Source organism: Acinetobacter genomosp. 15BJ (assembly GCF_000400715.1).
In the GTDB taxonomy this organism is placed as follows: Bacteria; Pseudomonadota; Gammaproteobacteria; order Pseudomonadales; family Moraxellaceae; genus Acinetobacter.
This window is the reverse complement of record NZ_KE007345.1, coordinates 540,559-557,212: the sequence shown is the minus strand read 5'-3', so window position 1 is coordinate 557,212 and position 16,654 is coordinate 540,559. Positions and strand designations below refer to the sequence as shown.

The 16,654-nt window shown below is 43.4% G+C and carries 12 protein-coding genes, 2 tRNA genes and 3 rRNA genes; 13 read left to right on the top strand and 4 right to left on the bottom strand.

The genetic code is table 11. The features are described from left to right. From F896_RS16665 to F896_RS16710, 10 genes are all read left to right on the top strand, one after another. Window positions 1-1,530, top strand: a 16S ribosomal RNA gene (locus F896_RS16665); the annotation flags it as partial. 59 nt (window positions 1,531-1,589) lie between these two features. Continuing rightward, window positions 1,590-1,666: transfer RNA gene (locus tag F896_RS16670), tRNA-Ile, on the top strand. Between the two features lie 55 nt (window positions 1,667-1,721). Continuing rightward, a tRNA-Ala gene (locus tag F896_RS16675) sits at window positions 1,722-1,797 on the top strand. 400 nt (window positions 1,798-2,197) lie between these two features. Next, window positions 2,198-5,089: ribosomal RNA gene (locus F896_RS16680) — 23S ribosomal RNA — on the top strand. Between the two features lie 203 nt (window positions 5,090-5,292). Then, a 5S ribosomal RNA gene (gene rrf / locus F896_RS16685) occupies window positions 5,293-5,407 on the top strand. A 116-nt stretch (window positions 5,408-5,523) separates the two neighbouring features. Next, window positions 5,524-5,988, top strand: coding sequence for a GNAT family N-acetyltransferase (locus F896_RS16690; RefSeq protein ID WP_016162534.1), 465 nt, complete (start codon window positions 5,524-5,526; stop codon window positions 5,986-5,988). Between the two features lie 34 nt (window positions 5,989-6,022). Further along, entirely contained in the window at window positions 6,023-6,424 is a 402-nt protein-coding gene (locus tag F896_RS16695) for a cytidine deaminase (RefSeq protein WP_016162533.1), read from the top strand. A 27-nt stretch (window positions 6,425-6,451) separates the two neighbouring features. Further along, the gene (locus F896_RS16700; RefSeq protein WP_016162532.1) at window positions 6,452-6,952 is read left to right on the top strand and encodes a GNAT family N-acetyltransferase; all 501 of its coding nucleotides are present in this window, start codon (window positions 6,452-6,454) and stop codon (window positions 6,950-6,952) included. Between the two features lie 10 nt (window positions 6,953-6,962). Continuing rightward, window positions 6,963-7,274: an ankyrin repeat domain-containing protein gene (locus F896_RS16705; RefSeq protein WP_016162531.1), complete on the top strand. Its 312-nt coding sequence runs from the start codon at window positions 6,963-6,965 to the stop codon at window positions 7,272-7,274. 361 nt (window positions 7,275-7,635) lie between these two features. Continuing rightward, on the top strand, window positions 7,636-9,411 hold the full coding sequence (locus tag F896_RS16710; RefSeq protein ID WP_016162530.1) for an SLC13 family permease: 1,776 nt from the start codon (window positions 7,636-7,638) through the stop codon (window positions 9,409-9,411). A 53-nt stretch (window positions 9,412-9,464) separates the two neighbouring features. Here the strand turns inward: F896_RS16710 and F896_RS16715 are convergent, their stop codons facing one another. Then, window positions 9,465-10,160, bottom strand: coding sequence for a TIGR04219 family outer membrane beta-barrel protein (locus F896_RS16715; protein WP_016162529.1), 696 nt, complete (start codon window positions 10,158-10,160; stop codon window positions 9,465-9,467). A 132-nt stretch (window positions 10,161-10,292) separates the two neighbouring features. Between F896_RS16715 and F896_RS16720 the strand changes: the two genes are divergently transcribed. From F896_RS16720 to F896_RS20310, 3 genes are all read left to right on the top strand, one after another. Beyond that, window positions 10,293-11,735, top strand: a complete 1,443-nt coding sequence (locus tag F896_RS16720) for an aldehyde dehydrogenase family protein (RefSeq protein WP_016162528.1) — start codon at window positions 10,293-10,295, stop codon at window positions 11,733-11,735. Between the two features lie 377 nt (window positions 11,736-12,112). Beyond that, the gene (locus F896_RS16725; RefSeq protein WP_016162527.1) at window positions 12,113-13,591 is read left to right on the top strand and encodes a sodium-dependent transporter; all 1,479 of its coding nucleotides are present in this window, start codon (window positions 12,113-12,115) and stop codon (window positions 13,589-13,591) included. An 11-nt stretch (window positions 13,592-13,602) separates the two neighbouring features. After that, on the top strand, window positions 13,603-13,746 hold the full coding sequence (locus F896_RS20310; RefSeq protein ID WP_016162526.1) for a methionine/alanine import family NSS transporter small subunit: 144 nt from the start codon (window positions 13,603-13,605) through the stop codon (window positions 13,744-13,746). Window positions 13,747-13,829: 83 nt separating this feature from the next. On the opposite strand, the gene F896_RS16730 is transcribed toward F896_RS20310, so the two are convergent. The 3 genes from F896_RS16730 to fmt form a co-directional block, all read right to left on the bottom strand. Continuing rightward, the gene (locus F896_RS16730) at window positions 13,830-14,252 is read right to left on the bottom strand and encodes a hypothetical protein (RefSeq protein ID WP_016162525.1); all 423 of its coding nucleotides are present in this window, start codon (window positions 14,250-14,252) and stop codon (window positions 13,830-13,832) included. Window positions 14,253-14,354: 102 nt separating this feature from the next. Continuing rightward, a complete protein-coding gene (gene rsmB, locus F896_RS16735) occupies window positions 14,355-15,662 on the bottom strand; it encodes a 16S rRNA (cytosine(967)-C(5))-methyltransferase RsmB (protein WP_016162524.1) in 1,308 nt (435 codons plus the stop codon). Then, on the bottom strand, window positions 15,659-16,621 hold the full coding sequence (fmt, locus tag F896_RS16740) for a methionyl-tRNA formyltransferase (RefSeq protein WP_016162523.1): 963 nt from the start codon (window positions 16,619-16,621) through the stop codon (window positions 15,659-15,661). Before fmt ends, rsmB begins: the two co-directional genes overlap by 4 nt. Window positions 16,622-16,654 lie beyond the last annotated feature (33 nt).

The window sequence follows — 16,654 nt, the reverse complement described above, 5'->3', positions numbered from 1 at the left end:
GAGTTTGATCATGGCTCAGATTGAACGCTGGCGGCAGGCTTAACACATGCAAGTCGAGCGGAGTTATGGTGCTTGCACTATGACTTAGCGGCGGACGGGTGAGTAATGCTTAGGAATCTGCCATTTAGTGGGGGACAACATTCCGAAAGGAATGCTAATACCGCATACGTCCTACGGGAGAAAGCAGGGGATCTTCGGACCTTGCGCTAAATGATGAGCCTAAGTCGGATTAGCTAGTTGGTGGGGTAAAGGCCTACCAAGGCGACGATCTGTAGCGGGTCTGAGAGGATGATCCGCCACACTGGGACTGAGACACGGCCCAGACTCCTACGGGAGGCAGCAGTGGGGAATATTGGACAATGGGCGGAAGCCTGATCCAGCCATGCCGCGTGTGTGAAGAAGGCCTTTTGGTTGTAAAGCACTTTAAGCGAGGAGGAGGCTCTCTTAGTTAATACCTAAGATGAGTGGACGTTACTCGCAGAATAAGCACCGGCTAACTCTGTGCCAGCAGCCGCGGTAATACAGAGGGTGCGAGCGTTAATCGGATTTACTGGGCGTAAAGCGTGCGTAGGCGGCTGATTAAGTCGGATGTGAAATCCCTGAGCTTAACTTAGGAATTGCATTCGATACTGGTCAGCTAGAGTATGGGAGAGGATGGTAGAATTCCAGGTGTAGCGGTGAAATGCGTAGAGATCTGGAGGAATACCGATGGCGAAGGCAGCCATCTGGCCTAATACTGACGCTGAGGTACGAAAGCATGGGGAGCAAACAGGATTAGATACCCTGGTAGTCCATGCCGTAAACGATGTCTACTAGCCGTTGGGGCCTTTGAGGCTTTAGTGGCGCAGCTAACGCGATAAGTAGACCGCCTGGGGAGTACGGTCGCAAGACTAAAACTCAAATGAATTGACGGGGGCCCGCACAAGCGGTGGAGCATGTGGTTTAATTCGATGCAACGCGAAGAACCTTACCTGGTCTTGACATAGTAAGAACTTTCCAGAGATGGATTGGTGCCTTCGGGAACTTACATACAGGTGCTGCATGGCTGTCGTCAGCTCGTGTCGTGAGATGTTGGGTTAAGTCCCGCAACGAGCGCAACCCTTTTCCTTATTTGCCAGCGGGTTAAGCCGGGAACTTTAAGGATACTGCCAGTGACAAACTGGAGGAAGGCGGGGACGACGTCAAGTCATCATGGCCCTTACGACCAGGGCTACACACGTGCTACAATGGTCGGTACAAAGGGTTGCTACCTAGCGATAGGATGCTAATCTCAAAAAGCCGATCGTAGTCCGGATTGGAGTCTGCAACTCGACTCCATGAAGTCGGAATCGCTAGTAATCGCGGATCAGAATGCCGCGGTGAATACGTTCCCGGGCCTTGTACACACCGCCCGTCACACCATGGGAGTTTGTTGCACCAGAAGTAGGTAGTCTAACCGTAAGGAGGACGCTTACCACGGTGTGGCCGATGACTGGGGTGAAGTCGTAACAAGGTAGCCGTAGGGGAACCTGCGGCTGGATCACCTCCTTAACGAAAGATTGGTGACCGGTAAGAATCCACAACAAGTTGTTCTTCGAAGATGTATCTGAGGGTCTGTAGCTCAGTTGGTTAGAGCACACGCTTGATAAGCGTGGGGTCACAAGTTCAAGTCTTGTCAGACCCACCAAATCTGATTGCAGTAGCTTAGATTGAAAGATATGTCGTTCATTAAGTGATAAGCTGGGGACTTAGCTTAGTTGGTAGAGCGCCTGCTTTGCACGCAGGAGGTCAGGAGTTCGACTCTCCTAGTCTCCACCATACATTACGAAGTAATGTAGAAAACGAAAGTTAAATTCCAAAGATAGCTTATAGAAATTAATAAATAAGAAGATCGAATGATCTTGGTTTATTAACTTCTGTGATTTATCACAGTTTACTACTCACCGACGAGGTGGTAGTTAATCATTAACAGATTAGAAAATTGAGTCTGAAATAAATTGTTCAAACTCGATTAATTTGACACTAACGGTAATACGTAAGTATTTCAGTTAGATGAAGAATTAATCTGAGAACTAGCAAAAACACTGAATCAAGCGTTTTGGTATATGAATTAGATTGAAGCTGTATAGTGATTAAATTCACAGACAACAGATAGTAGCAATTAAGTTTGCAACGATAACACTCACTTGTATGTGTTAACGACTGTTTGGGGTTGTATAGTCAAGTAATTAAGTGCATGTGGTGGATGCCTTGGCAGTCAGAGGCGATGAAAGACGTAATAGCCTGCGATAAGCTCCGGGGAGGCGGCAAATATCCTTTGATCCGGAGATTTCTGAATGGGGGAACCCACCCGCTATAAGGCGGGTATCATAAGCTGAATACATAGGCTTATGAAGCGAACGAGGGGAAGTGAAACATCTCAGTACCCTTAGGAAAAGAAATCAATTGAGATTCCCTTAGTAGCGGCGAGCGAACGGGGAGCAGCCCATTAAGTTGTGTGTGTTCTAGTGGAACGCTCTGGGAAGTGCGAACGTAGAGGGTGATATTCCCGTACACGAAAGGGCACACACAATGATGACGAGTAGGGCGAGGCACGTGAAACCTTGTCTGAATATGGGGGGACCATCCTCCAAGGCTAAATACTCCTGACTGACCGATAGTGAACCAGTACCGTGAGGGAAAGGCGAAAAGAACCCCTGTGAGGGGAGTGAAATAGATCCTGAAACCGCATGCATACAAGCAGTGGGAGCCGACTTGTTCGGTGACTGCGTACCTTTTGTATAATGGGTCAGCGACTTATATTCAGTAGCAAGGTTAACCGAATAGGGGAGCCGTAGAGAAATCGAGTCTTAATAGGGCGTTTAGTTGCTGGGTATAGACCCGAAACCAGGCGATCTATCCATGAGCAGGTTGAAGGTTGGGTAACACTAACTGGAGGACCGAACCCACTGTCGTTGAAAAGCCAGGGGATGACTTGTGGATAGGGGTGAAAGGCTAATCAAGCCTGGTGATAGCTGGTTCTCCCCGAAAGCTATTTAGGTAGCGCCTCGGACGAATACCATTGGGGGTAGAGCACTGTTTCGGCTAGGGGGTCATCCCGACTTACCAAACCGATGCAAACTCCGAATACCAATGAGTACTATCCGGGAGACAGACTGCGGGTGCTAACGTCCGTAGTCAAGAGGAAAACAATCCAGACCGCCAGCTAAGGCCCCAAAATCATAGTTAAGTGGGAAACGATGTGGGAAGGCATAGACAGCTAGGAGGTTGGCTTAGAAGCAGCCACCCTTTAAAGAAAGCGTAATAGCTCACTAGTCGAGTCGGCCTGCGCGGAAGATGTAACGGGGCTAAAACTATGTGCCGAAGCTGCGGATTTGACTTTAAGTCAAGTGGTAGGGGAGCGTTCTGTAAGCCGATGAAGGTGTATTGAGAAGTATGCTGGAGGTATCAGAAGTGCGAATGCTGACGTGAGTAACGACAAAACGGGTGAAAAACCCGTTCGCTGAAAGACCAAGGGTTCCAGTCCAACGTTAATCGGGGCTGGGTGAGTCGACCCCTAAGGCGAGGCCGAGAGGCGTAGTCGATGGGAAATTGGTTAATATTCCAATACTTCTGTGTAATGCGATGAGAGGACGGAGAAGGTTAAGTCAGCCTGGCGTTGGTTGTCCAGGTGGAAGGTTGTAGGCATGTATCTTAGGCAAATCCGGGGTACTCTATGCTGAGAACTGATAGCAAGCTGTACTTGTACAGTGAAGTGGCTGATACCATGCTTCCAGGAAAAGTCTCTAAGCTTCAGTTACACAGGAATCGTACCCGAAACCGACACAGGTGGTCAGGTCGAGTAGACCAAAGCGCTTGAGAGAACTCTGCTGAAGGAACTAGGCAAAATGGTACCGTAACTTCGGGAGAAGGTACGCTGCTGACGGTGATGGGACTTGCTCCCTGAGCTATTGGCAGCCACAGAAACCAGGCCGCTGCAACTGTTTATTAAAAACATAGCACTCTGCAAACACGAAAGTGGACGTATAGGGTGTGATGCCTGCCCGGTGCTGGAAGGTTAATTGATGGGGTTAGCGTAAGCGAAGCTCTTGATCGAAGCCCCAGTAAACGGCGGCCGTAACTATAACGGTCCTAAGGTAGCGAAATTCCTTGTCGGGTAAGTTCCGACCTGCACGAATGGCATAATGATGGCGGCGCTGTCTCCAGCAGAGGCTCAGTGAAATCGAAATCGCTGTGAAGATGCAGTGTACCCGCGGCTAGACGGAAAGACCCCGTGAACCTTTACTGCAGCTTGACATTGAACTTTGACCTTACTTGTGTAGGATAGGTGGGAGGCTTTGAAGTTAGAACGCTAGTTCTAATGGAGCCGTCCTTGAAATACCACCCTGGTAATGTTGAGGTTCTAACTCTGCCCCGTAATCCGGGGCGAGGACCATGTCTGGTGGGTAGTTTGACTGGGGCGGTCTCCTCCTAAAGAGTAACGGAGGAGTACGAAGGTGCGCTCAGCGTGGTCGGAAATCACGCGTAGAGTATAAAGGCAAAAGCGCGCTTAACTGCGAGACCCACAAGTCGAGCAGGTACGAAAGTAGGTCTTAGTGATCCGGTGGTTCTGTATGGAAGGGCCATCGCTCAACGGATAAAAGGTACTCTGGGGATAACAGGCTGATACCGCCCAAGAGTTCATATCGACGGCGGTGTTTGGCACCTCGATGTCGGCTCATCTCATCCTGGGGCTGAAGCAGGTCCCAAGGGTATGGCTGTTCGCCATTTAAAGAGGTACGCGAGCTGGGTTTAGAACGTCGTGAGACAGTTCGGTCCCTATCTACCGTGGGCGCTGGAAATTTGAGAGGATCTGCTCCTAGTACGAGAGGACCAGAGTGGACGAACCTCTGGTGTACCGGTTGTGACGCCAGTCGCATCGCCGGGTAGCTATGTTCGGAAGGGATAACCGCTGAAAGCATCTAAGCGGGAAGCCTACCTCAAGATAAGATTTCCCTAGGAATTTATTCCTCTAAAGAGCCGTTCGAGACTAGGACGTTGATAGGTTGGGTGTGGAAGCACGGTGACGTGTGAAGCTGACCAATACTAATTGCTCGTGAGGCTTGACTATACAACACCCAAGCAGTTGTATATAAAGCTCAATTCGATTCAAAACCAAACAGTCAGAAGTGAAAACAACTGATTGAACTTGATTTAGTGAATAAACTAGTTACAATACAGACCAATTATCTAATCCGTTAATAACTCTTTGGACCGTAAGTAAGGCATACGACAATACATCGTGATTAAGACCCGAAAGCACCACAACAGTTTGCTGGCGACAATAGCAAGAGTGAACCACCTGATCCCTTCCCGAACTCAGAAGTGAAACCTCTTAGCGCTGATGGTAGTGTGGCACTTGCCATGTGAGAGTAAGTCATCGCCAGCTTTTAAATACTAAACACCCCCAACCTAACGGTTGGGGGTGTTTTTTATTGGACGGAAGAAAATTGGTAGAAGAAATAGGCTAAAATCGGTTAAATCATTCTTAAAATTAACAATACAATGAAAATTTCTTTGCTCGTAGATCACCCCGAGGCAATTGGAAAAATTGCGAAGTGGTACTATAACGAATGGGCTTATCTCTCTTTACAGATGACCGAAGAAATGATGCACCAAAAGGTGTTGGAAAAAGCAGCTAATCGTGATGTTATCCCCTTAGCAATTGTAGCTCATCATGAGAATGAATTGATTGGCGCCTTAGAACTTAAGCGACATGAGAATAAAAACTATCCAGAATATGAGCATTGGATCGGTGGGATTTTTGTTGATCCTTTATGGCGAGGACAAGGTGTTGCAGGTCAAATGATTTTACTGGCAAAAGAAAAAGCCAGAAAATTAGGTGTAAAGACACTCTATTTACAGTGTGAAAGCCATAATATTTCACTCTACCAAAAACATGGTTTTAAAGTGCTGCATCAAGCCAATCATTATACTGTAGAGGCAACAATTATGAGATATCAACAATAAGAATTGCGAAGTTATGACTTTGTTTGGAGATAATATGGAACAAAAGTTATTTCAAGCTGCGAAAGTTTTTATGGAGAGCCGTTATCCTGACGGCTGGGGTGGCGTTGCTGCACTCGCTACAGAGAGTGGCAAAATTTTGATTAGTGTCGCTCCTGAAACACGGAATGATGCTTTATCACTTTGCATGGAAGTCGGGGCATGCTTGGAGGCACATAAAATCAATGAAAAAATTACACATTCGCTCTGTATATGCAGGGCGTCGGAATATTCAAATATTCTAATTTTAACGCCTTGTGGGATCTGCCAAGAGCGTCTTTCTTATTGGGGTGGCGATGTTCTAGTAGCAGTAAGTACAGCAGAGAACAAATTATTATTTAAACCCTTAAGAGAACTAATGCCCTATCATTGGTCAATTGTGAATGGGGTGCAGCTTTAGTGCTGTGTAGAAGTTAGGGGATATTATATGCTGACTTATCGTCTTCTCTGCTCTGATAATGAAACTGATATAGCCGGTATTCAAGCTGTATTTGAGGCTACTCCAAATTATTTTAAACTCATTCAAGGATATAGCGCAGAGAAAAATGCTGCTCGAAACGATCTAAAAGCTGTACCTAGTGGGCATCCATTTACTGCAAAGTTTTTTTATGCGATTTATCATAAAGAACAGATGATTGGTTGTATTGATATTCTGCAAGGTTATCCCGAGTCATCAATAGTATTTATTGGACTGCTATTATTTATAGAGTCTCATCAAGGTTTTGGTTATGGCTCACAAGCAGTCAATTCTATTTTGGGTCTTGCTAATACTTGGGGATGTGATCGGTTGAGAATTGCAGTGGTTGAATCAAATGAATCTGCGTTCGCATTTTGGTCAAGGCAAGGTTTTGTAGAAATTTACCGTAAAGAACTCAGTGAATATATTGCTCCCGTAATTGTTATGGAGAGACCGCTAACTTTTAAATGAGAGGAACCAGATGAAACTTAACTCTTTTTCTCCACTCCCTGAAGATGATGGTGAACTGCATCTTCCTGAGCTGGTGTATTGGGCATCCCTAGGCGATGTGGAACAAGTTGAGCAATTATTGGCTGAGGGGATAGACCCAAATCAGACTGATGATGAAGGTTATAGTGCACTACAGGCCGCTGCTGAGAACGATAATTTAGCCGTGGTGAAGCTACTTGTGAGTAAGGGTGCAAATGTGGCGTATAAAGGCGAATATACTGCATTACAGCTTGCAGAAATGGCAGAGCATACCGATGTGGCTGAGTATCTAAAAAGTCTTTAGATCACGCATAGAATGACAGATAAAAAGAAGCCCCATCATCCTGACGGGGCTTCTTCATATTCAGTTTATGTCGTTGATATCCTATTAACGACCACATCCTGTGTGTATTCTTATTCTCAATGAGACTTCCTGTCTCTCTATGATTTATATAATAGGTGAAAAGTTTTAGTTGGAATATTCGCCAATCGCTACGATTGTTGTAGGTTTTAACGTACATTCAGTTAAAGGGATATTCATAAATCAGGGTACAAATAATACTTTATTATCACAATTTCAGCTAAGGTTAGCATCAAATCACATTTGTATATCAACTTTGATTATATAGACTCCAATGAATCGTATATTTATGGAAAGGCTGTCTATGGGTTGGGAAGGATGGTTGTCATTGGCGTTAACATTAGGGGGACTACTTACACTCATCTTTTCAAAAGTTGCCCCACATATTGTGATGCTGGCGATTTTGACAATCTTAAGTGTTTTTGGTGTGTTAACTGCTCAGGAAGCTTTGGCAGGTTTTAGTAATTCTGGATTGATTACTGTGGCAGCGATGTTTGTCGTTGCTGCGGGTATTTCTAATTCAGGAGGAATTGATCTGTTTGTGAATAAGCTATTAGGGACTCCAAAATCTGAACGCATGGCATTATTGCGAATTTTCTTACCCATCGCTCCGCTCAGCGCATTTTTAAATAATACACCTGTTGTTGCAACCATGATTCCTGCTTTAAATAGCTGGTCAAAGAAGATTGGAATCGCACCATCTAAATTAATGATCCCTTTGAGTTATACCGCGATTTTGGGTGGAACGATTACCTTGATCGGGACAAGTACCAGTTTAGTGGTCAATGGGCAGTATCAAGCTTTAACGGGTGGAGCTGGCTTTGGCATTTTCGATATCACGGTGATTGGTTTGCCTGTTGCGATTATTGGAATGTTGATCATGTATTGGTTCGCACCAAAATTCTTGCCCAATCATCAAGAGCAAAATGTTTTTTCAAATCTGCGAGAATTTACTTTAGAAGTTGTGGTAAGCCCAAATGGGCCATTGGTTGGTCAATCCGTTGCTGCCGCAGGCTTGAGAAATCTAAAACGAGTTTATCTGGTTGAAATTGAAAGACAGCAAACCATTTTAACAGCCGTGTCTTCGGATGAAATTTTATTCGGCAATGATCGTCTGGTATTTGCTGGAGATACGGAAGCGATCACGGAGCTTTTAAAGATTCATGGTTTGGTTGCCCCTACAAGTATTGACGAAAAAACAGCTTTGGAAGAGACGCATGCAGGCCGTCGCTTAGTTGAAGCGGTTGTTTCTCCGCATTGTGAGGCAATTGGCAGTGCGATTCGCGACTCGCAGTTCCGTAATCGCTATGGGGCTGTGGTCTTGGCGGTTGCACGTAATGGCGAACGCTTAAAAGGTGGTTTGGGTAATATCAAATTACAGGTTGGTGATACGCTATTATTAGAAGCACGTCCAGCTTTTGTGACGCGTCAAAAATACAATAAAGACTTTCTCTTGGTGAATGAGCTTGATCATGAGCCTCTGCAACATGATAAAGCTTTATTATCATGGGGAATCTTGCTTGCAGCTGTTTTTGCAGCCGGTTTTGGTCTACTGAGCATGTTGAACGCTGCATTATTAGCAGCTGGAATGATGTTGTTGACGCGATGCTTAACAGTAAAGCAGGCTGAGAAAAGTCTAGATTTGACGGTTATTTTAACCATTGCTGCTTCGTTTGCATTAGGTGCCGCTTTAGAGAAAACAGGTGTTGCTGAGATGCTGGCACAACTTATTGTGCATTTCAGTGCAGGTGAGGCAATTTTATTATTAATTTTGACTTATTGCTTTGTCTCTATCTTGACAGAAATGATTACAAACAATGCAGCGGCTTTGCTCACCTTACCAGTAGTATTAGAAATCACCACGCAGGCTGACCTGAATCCAATTCCTTTTGTGTTTGCAATTATGATGGGGGCATCTGCGAGCTTTGCGACGCCATTGGGTTATCAAACCAATCTGATGGTACTAGGACCTGGTAATTACCGTTTTAGTGACTTTATCAAAGTCGGTTTGCCCATGAATATTTTGATGGGTTCCGTCACCATTTTACTGCTGCTTTTACTCTTTCCGATAAAGTTATAAATGAGAAAGCCCTGCATCATGCAGGGCTTTTTTTAATATGTAAGTTTATTACTTTAGAAATGAATATCTAAGCCGATATAAGGACCTTTAAAGTTAAATTTAAGGTCATTTTTCTCGTAGTCATCTAGCTTGATATCGAGGATACGATAGCCTGCTTTTAAGCCAACATCGACCAAGAGATTGTCAATAAAGTTATATTGTAACTCGGCTTGGGCATCGGTGATTTTAGCATCATTAAAGTTGCTATATAACAACTCAGCTTTAGCGCTTAAGCCTGTGAAAGGTAGTTTTACCCCTGCTGATCCATAAATCACAGGAACCGTTTTATCGATATCAGTTTTGCTTAAACCTAGTGTTTTTACATCACCATTCAGATTGGTTGCACCTAGACCAACATCTGCATTTACGATGGTGTCCAAGATTTCATAATACAAAATGAAGTCGGTATGATCGATATTCAGATCATAAACTGGCTGACCAGCAACTTCATTTTCAGTCTGTGATTTTAAATTCACATAGCGAATTTTTGCATTCGGAATCAGTGGAATCGGGTGTTCAAATGCAAGAGAAACTTGTGCAGAACCTTTACGATCAAGGTCTTGATCTGGTGCAGAAGTTTGCGCAGCCATATTGGCTTCACCATTGTAATTCCAATAGCTAAGATCGCCTTTTACACCAATCATATCCGCTTGTGCTAGACCACAAAAGCTTGTCCCTAAAGCAAGCATTGATAATTTTAATATTTTCATTGCATTGTCCTAATTAGTATCAAAAACCGTAATGAATTGTTGTGAATTCATCAGTGAATGGGCGAATCATATAGTGATCTTGGGAAATATGCAGTAGTCTAATTTTAAATTTTTATAACGGGATCAAGAATAATGACAGATACAGCAAGCGTGCGGGATTATCCACTTTATGTCGCGGGAAAAGCAGTTAGCACGGGGCAATGGCTTGAAGTCCATGATAAGTATCGAAATACCGTCTATGCACGTGTTGCTCTGGCCGATGCCAAAGTGCTTGAAAAGGCCATTTCTGCTTCGGTAAAAGCAGAAGCGGAAATGGCAGCATTAAAGCCCTTTCAAAAACAACAGATTTTATTGCATTGTGTAAAGCGCTTTAATGAACTTCGTGAAGAACTGACCAATATTCTGATTGCAGAAGGCGGTAAGCCACGAGGTGCAGCAAGCGCCGAAGTCGAACGTCTGATTAATACCTTCCAATTGGCCGCAGATGCGGTGACACAGTTGGACGATGGTCGAATGTTACCTTTGGCGGTCACTCCTGCGGCTGCACGTTTTCGAGGTATGGTCAAGCATGTGCCAATTGGCGCGATTTCCTTAATTAGTCCATTTAATTTCCCTTTAAATCTGGTGGCACATAAGATTGCGCCTGCGATTGCAGCAGGCTGTCCTTTTGTTTTAAAACCGGCCAGTTTGACCCCAATTAGCGCATTGATGATAGCCAAGGTATTAGCTGAAACAGATCTACCTAAAGGCTCATGGTCGATTTTGCCGTGTGACCGTCAAGCCGCAGATATTTTGGTGACCGATGATCGCTTTAAGCTTTTGAGCTTTACCGGGTCAGATCAGGTCGGTTGGGATATGAAAGCACGTGCAGGTCGCAAGAAAGTCACTTTAGAACTAGGCGGCAATGCTGCGGTTCTGATCGATGCAGATACCGTGATTGATGAAGCGCTCATAGATCGTTTGATCAGTGCTGCTTATGGGCATGCGGGGCAGGTCTGTATCAGTGTGCAGCGGATTTTAATTCATGCTGATATTTATGCAGAAGTGAAAAAGAAACTGGTCGCCAAACTGAAAAAAATCAAAGTGGATGATCCCGCTTTAGCAACGACATTGGTTGGGCCCATGATTAAGGAGGCTGAAGCTGTTCGGCTGAAAAAATGGCTGGAGAAAGCCGAGAAAAAAGGAGCAAAAATACTGACAGGAGGAAGTTTACAAGGCATGTTGTTTGAACCCACTTTGCTGGAAAATGTAGATGCCAAACTAGAAATCTATAAAGATGAAGCCTTTGGCCCTGTGGCGATCCTAGAAAAATTTAAGGACTTTGAGCAGGGGATTGCCACCATTAATCAAAGCCGTTTTGGTTTACAGGCAGGTATATATACACAAAATCTGAATAAGATGCTGTATGCATGGGATCATTTACATGTTGGAGGTGTGATTATTAACGATGTCCCAACTTTCCGTGTCGATAATATGCCTTATGGTGGAGTGAAGGATTCTGGTCTTGGTCGGGAGGGTATTCATTCTGCAATTCGGGATATGCAAGAGGAAAGATTATTAGCCATTAAACAATAAAAAAGATTGTGGCCCAAGCGGAGTTTTAGCTTCGCTTGATTGTTTTATGTACTTGATTTTTATAAGTTGACTGCAAGGTCAAAATTACAGTCTGTTGAAAAATAATCAGTTGTTTAAAAAACACGATTTTTTCTTGCAGAATTTACAGTAAAAAGAAATAAAAACAGGTATTGTTCGGCTATTAAAAGCAGAAAAACAAAGCCCAATCTTTAAGGAAGATGGTTTGGTTTTTGCTTTGTTTGTCCATGCAAACGGAGGCCCACAAGGTTGAAATTTCATGCAAGCAAAACAAGATTTTTTATGGCACTTTTCATGTCTGTTGGATAATAAAAACCTAACACAGCATGGAATGGCCAGCAGGACAACTTAGGTGTTTTATGGCAGATTCTCGTGAAAACTGGACATCACGATCTGGTTTTATTATTGCAGCTGTTGGTTCAGCTGTAGGTTTAGGTAACATTTGGCGTTTCCCTTATGTTGCTTATGAAAATGGCGGCGGGGCGTTTCTTATCCCTTATTTACTGGCGTTGATTACCGCTGGTTTACCTCTTTTATTCTTAGATTATGCAACTGGCCATCGTGCGCGTAATTCACCACCAAAAGCATATCGTGCGCTATTTAGAGGTGGTGAGACACTCGGCTGGTGGCAAGTCTGTGTCTGTATCATTATCGGTTTGTATTATGCCAGCGTACTGACGTGGGCGGGAAGTTATATCTATTTCTCGATTGGTCAGGCATGGGGCAGTGACCCAGAAAGTTTCTTCTTCAATACCTATTTACAGACCTCGAAAGCAACAGGCTTCGATCTACAATTTGTGAGTCATTTGTTCTGGCCAATTGTAGGTATCTGGGCACTGACTTTAATCATTTTGTATGGTGGGGTTAAAAAAGGCGTTGAATTATCCAATAAGATTTTCATGCCGTTGTTATTTGTTTTATTCACGGTTTTGGTAATTCAATCATTACGTTTACCAGGTGCGGCGGAAGGCTTAAATGCATTCTTTACTCCGAACTGGTCAGCCATGATGAACTATAAAGTTTGGTTAGCTGCCTATGGTCATACTTTCTTCTCGCTGTCTGTTGGCTTCGGGATCATGGTGACCTATGCCTCTTACTTAAAACCTAAAACCAATTTAACGGGTTCAGGCTTGATCGTTGGTTTTGCCAACGCATCAACAGAGATTTTGGCGGGTATCGGTATTTTTGCTGCATTGGGCTTTATGGCGCATGCTGCAGGTAAAGAGGTACAAGACGTTGTCAGTGGTGGTATTGGCTTGGCATTTATTGCCTTTCCGAAAATCATTTCAAGTTTAGGCGCTGGCGCAGATTTGTTTGGTCTTTTATTCTTCTCTTCGCTATTTGTTGCAGGTATTTCTTCCATGGTCAGTATCTTGGAAGTGCCGATTGCAGCAATGCAAGATAAGTTGAAGTGGGGCCGTACCAAAGCGGTAACGATTATTGGTGGTGGTAGTGCGCTTGTTTCAGTGATCTTATTCTCAAGTGTGAATGCGATTAAACTGGTCGATATTGTGGATCACTTCATCAATAACATTGGGATTATTGGCGGTGCTCTCATCTCTATTATTAGCATTGCTTGGTTTAAACGTTCTGCCTTGATTGAATTGCGTGATCATGTAAATAGCATTTCTACGATTCAATTGGGCAAAGGCTGGTCCTTCACGTTAACTGTCATTACCTCGTTGATCTTATTAACCACGTTGAGTATGACTGTATTTAACTTAGTGAAAAACGGTTACGATAGTTATAGCATGAGCTTACAAGGCATCTTTGGATGGGGCAGTGTGATTTTCTGTGCTGTTGTTGCAATCGTGCTCAGTAAAATGAAAGATCGCTAGGAGAACAATAGATGAACACTTCAGCAATTGTAATGATGGTGATCTCAATGCTTTTTGTATGGGGCGGATTGGCATTGTCTATTCTGCACTTGACCAAACACCCAGAAGAACTTGATGAGGTTCTGGAAGAAGTCAAAGATCAGCATACGCTTTAAATGTTAAAGCTAAAAATAACCCAATCATAGATTGGGTTATTTTTTTGAATCATAACGCAGGCTTTAAACTGTATAATTAAATTTTAGATATTGCAGGATTTTTTATTAAGCGTATTTGTGAATAGCTTTTTACCATTTTTATCTATATAAATGTAATCAACCACAATACCATTTTTTATATAATTCTTTAAATACGTGCAATTATATGCTTGATTTTCTGGAACTAAATTGTTTTTGGCATCGTCGAGATCTACTTCATCTGCAGTATGGTTAAATGTCTGATAAGTATAAGTAACATGAAGCCTATCCTGTTTAATATTAATAAGTTTGACCGCTGAATTAACCTTAAAGGGTATTTTTGATTGTTCTACTAAAAGGTCTTTAGCTATCGATTCAACAAGCTCCGTTTGAAGCTTATGTTTATAAGCAATTAAGGCTGCTATTAGAACTACAGTAAAAGTGATTCCCCAAATGGCTAATTTATATTCTTTGTAACTAAAATTCATTATTGATCATTAAATAAGTTGTTGATATTATTTTAAACATAGACTGAAAGATTGACAATATTAGAGAAAAAAGCAGGCTTAAGGCCTGCTTTTTTATTGTGATTAAGCTAGTTTTCTAATTCGGCAATAATAGAAGCCATCACCAGCGTGTGCAGAAGGAAGCAACTGACGACCATAAGTCTGCTCAATCCCCCAATCTGCATTGATTTTAATTTCTTCTGCATCCGCATGTTCTGCAAAGAATGCCGCCATTTGCTGCTCATTTTCAGCCTTTAGAATCGAGCAGGTGATATACAGTAAAGTGCCGCCGACTTTAAGCTGTTGCCACATCTGCTGCAAAATCTGTTGTTGTAGTGCAACTGTTTGCGCGATATCAGTCGACTGTCTGAGCAGACGAATATCAGGATGGCGACGAATCACACCTGTTGCAGAACAAGGCGCATCCAGCACGATACAATCGACCAGTTCCTGTGCCTGCCACGTGGTGGCATCAGCGGTAATAATTTCAACATTGTCCTGATCTAGGGCAAGACGTTCTAAGTTTTCAGAAACACGCAGCAAACGTTTTGCATCATGATCAAGTGCAATCAATTTTTTAGGATTAAAGCGCTCAAGGATATGTGCGGCTTTACCCCCTGGTGCAGCACATGCATCGACAACAACTTTGTTATCTAAGTTCGGTAAAAGCGTGGCGCACAATTGTGCATGTTCATCTTGAACAGAAAAACCACCTTCTTCGAAACCGGGTAAATGGGTAATATTGCCCGTTTGTTCCAAAACAATACCCACATCTGAAAGTGTGCAAGGACGAGCATCAATCTGTTCTTCGTCCAAAATTTCTAAATATTCGTTACGACTGACTTGGCGTTCATTGACACGTAAGGTCAGTGGCGCGACTTGTTTTAAGGCTTGGCATAGCGGCTCTACTTGCTCAGGCCAATCTTTTTTGAGTCGTTTGAATAACCAACTTGGTAAACCATGGGTATTATTCAACGCGGTTTGAAATTCGTCTGTTTCACGTGAAACACGACGCAGAATTGCATTGACCAAACCACTCATTGGCTCGAAACCGAGTTGCTTAGCCGCATTTACAGTTTCTGAAATCGCAGCATGTACCGGAATACGCGTACATAAAATTTGATATAAACCAAGATATAAACAACTTTCTAGGGCTTCATTGTCTAATGGTTTTGTGAGCAAGGGTAAGGTAATGGCTTTTAACGAATACCATTGGCGTAAACAACCTAAAGTAAGCTCGTGATATAAACCACGGTCACGTTCAGAAACGATATTGATATGTTGATTCAAAACGGAAGACAAAGATTGCCCATTTTGAACCGCCAAAAGTGTTTTGATCACCTGCGCACGCAGATTTAAATTTTTTGCAGATGATTGATTCGATTGGTTCATGGGAGAATTTGTCCAATATGTAATTTTTGAGTTTGGGCAATTTGTACTGGATTTAAGGCTTTAGCACCTGGCCATTGCAAACTGGTTAAGCACACAGCAGTATTGTCGCCACAAGCAACGTGAACACCTTGTTTATCAATGGCAAGGATTTCACCAATTTGTGCATCGGTTTTGCTGAGCTGTGAAAGTGTAGAACCCCAAACACGTAAGGCATTGTTTTCATCGAGCTGAATAAAAGCGACTGGCCAAGGATTAAAGGCACGAATATTACGATCGATTTGAACTGCATTTACAGTCCAATCGATACGGGCTTCTGCTTTAACTAATTTATGCGCATAAACGGTCAGTGCCTCATCTTGCACTTCACGTTTTTCAATAAAATCCTGCAAGCTTTGTTCTGATTCAAGTACCGTACAAATTGCTTCTGCACCTTGATCCGCCAATTTATCATGCAGACTGGCAGAGGTATCTTCGGCGGTGATCGGGCAATAAGTTTTATACATCATATCGCCAGTATCTAAGCCAGCGGCCATTTGCATAATGGTAATGCCCGTTTCAGCATCCCCTGTGGCAATGGCACGTTGAATCGGGGCAGCACCACGCCAACGTGGCAGCAATGAGCCGTGGATATTCAAACAGCCGTACTTTGGGGTGTCTAAAACCGCTTGTGGCAAGATCAAGCCATAAGCAGCCACCACCATCACATCTGCGCCAAGAGCAGCAAGTTCTTGTCGAGCTGCCAAGCCGTCTTCCGTCGATGCTTTAAAATTCAAAGGTTGATAAACAGGTAAACCGTGCTCAAGTGCCAATTGTTTAACAGGAGAAGGTGTTAATTTTTGCCCGCGTCCTGATTTACGGTCAGGTTGAGTATAAACAGCAATAATCTGGTGGGATGTTTTTAATAATGCCGCCAATGCGGTTGCCGCAAATTCAGGCGTACCAGCAAAAATGATTTTCACAAATGGAATCCAAATAAAACTTATCGCAAATTA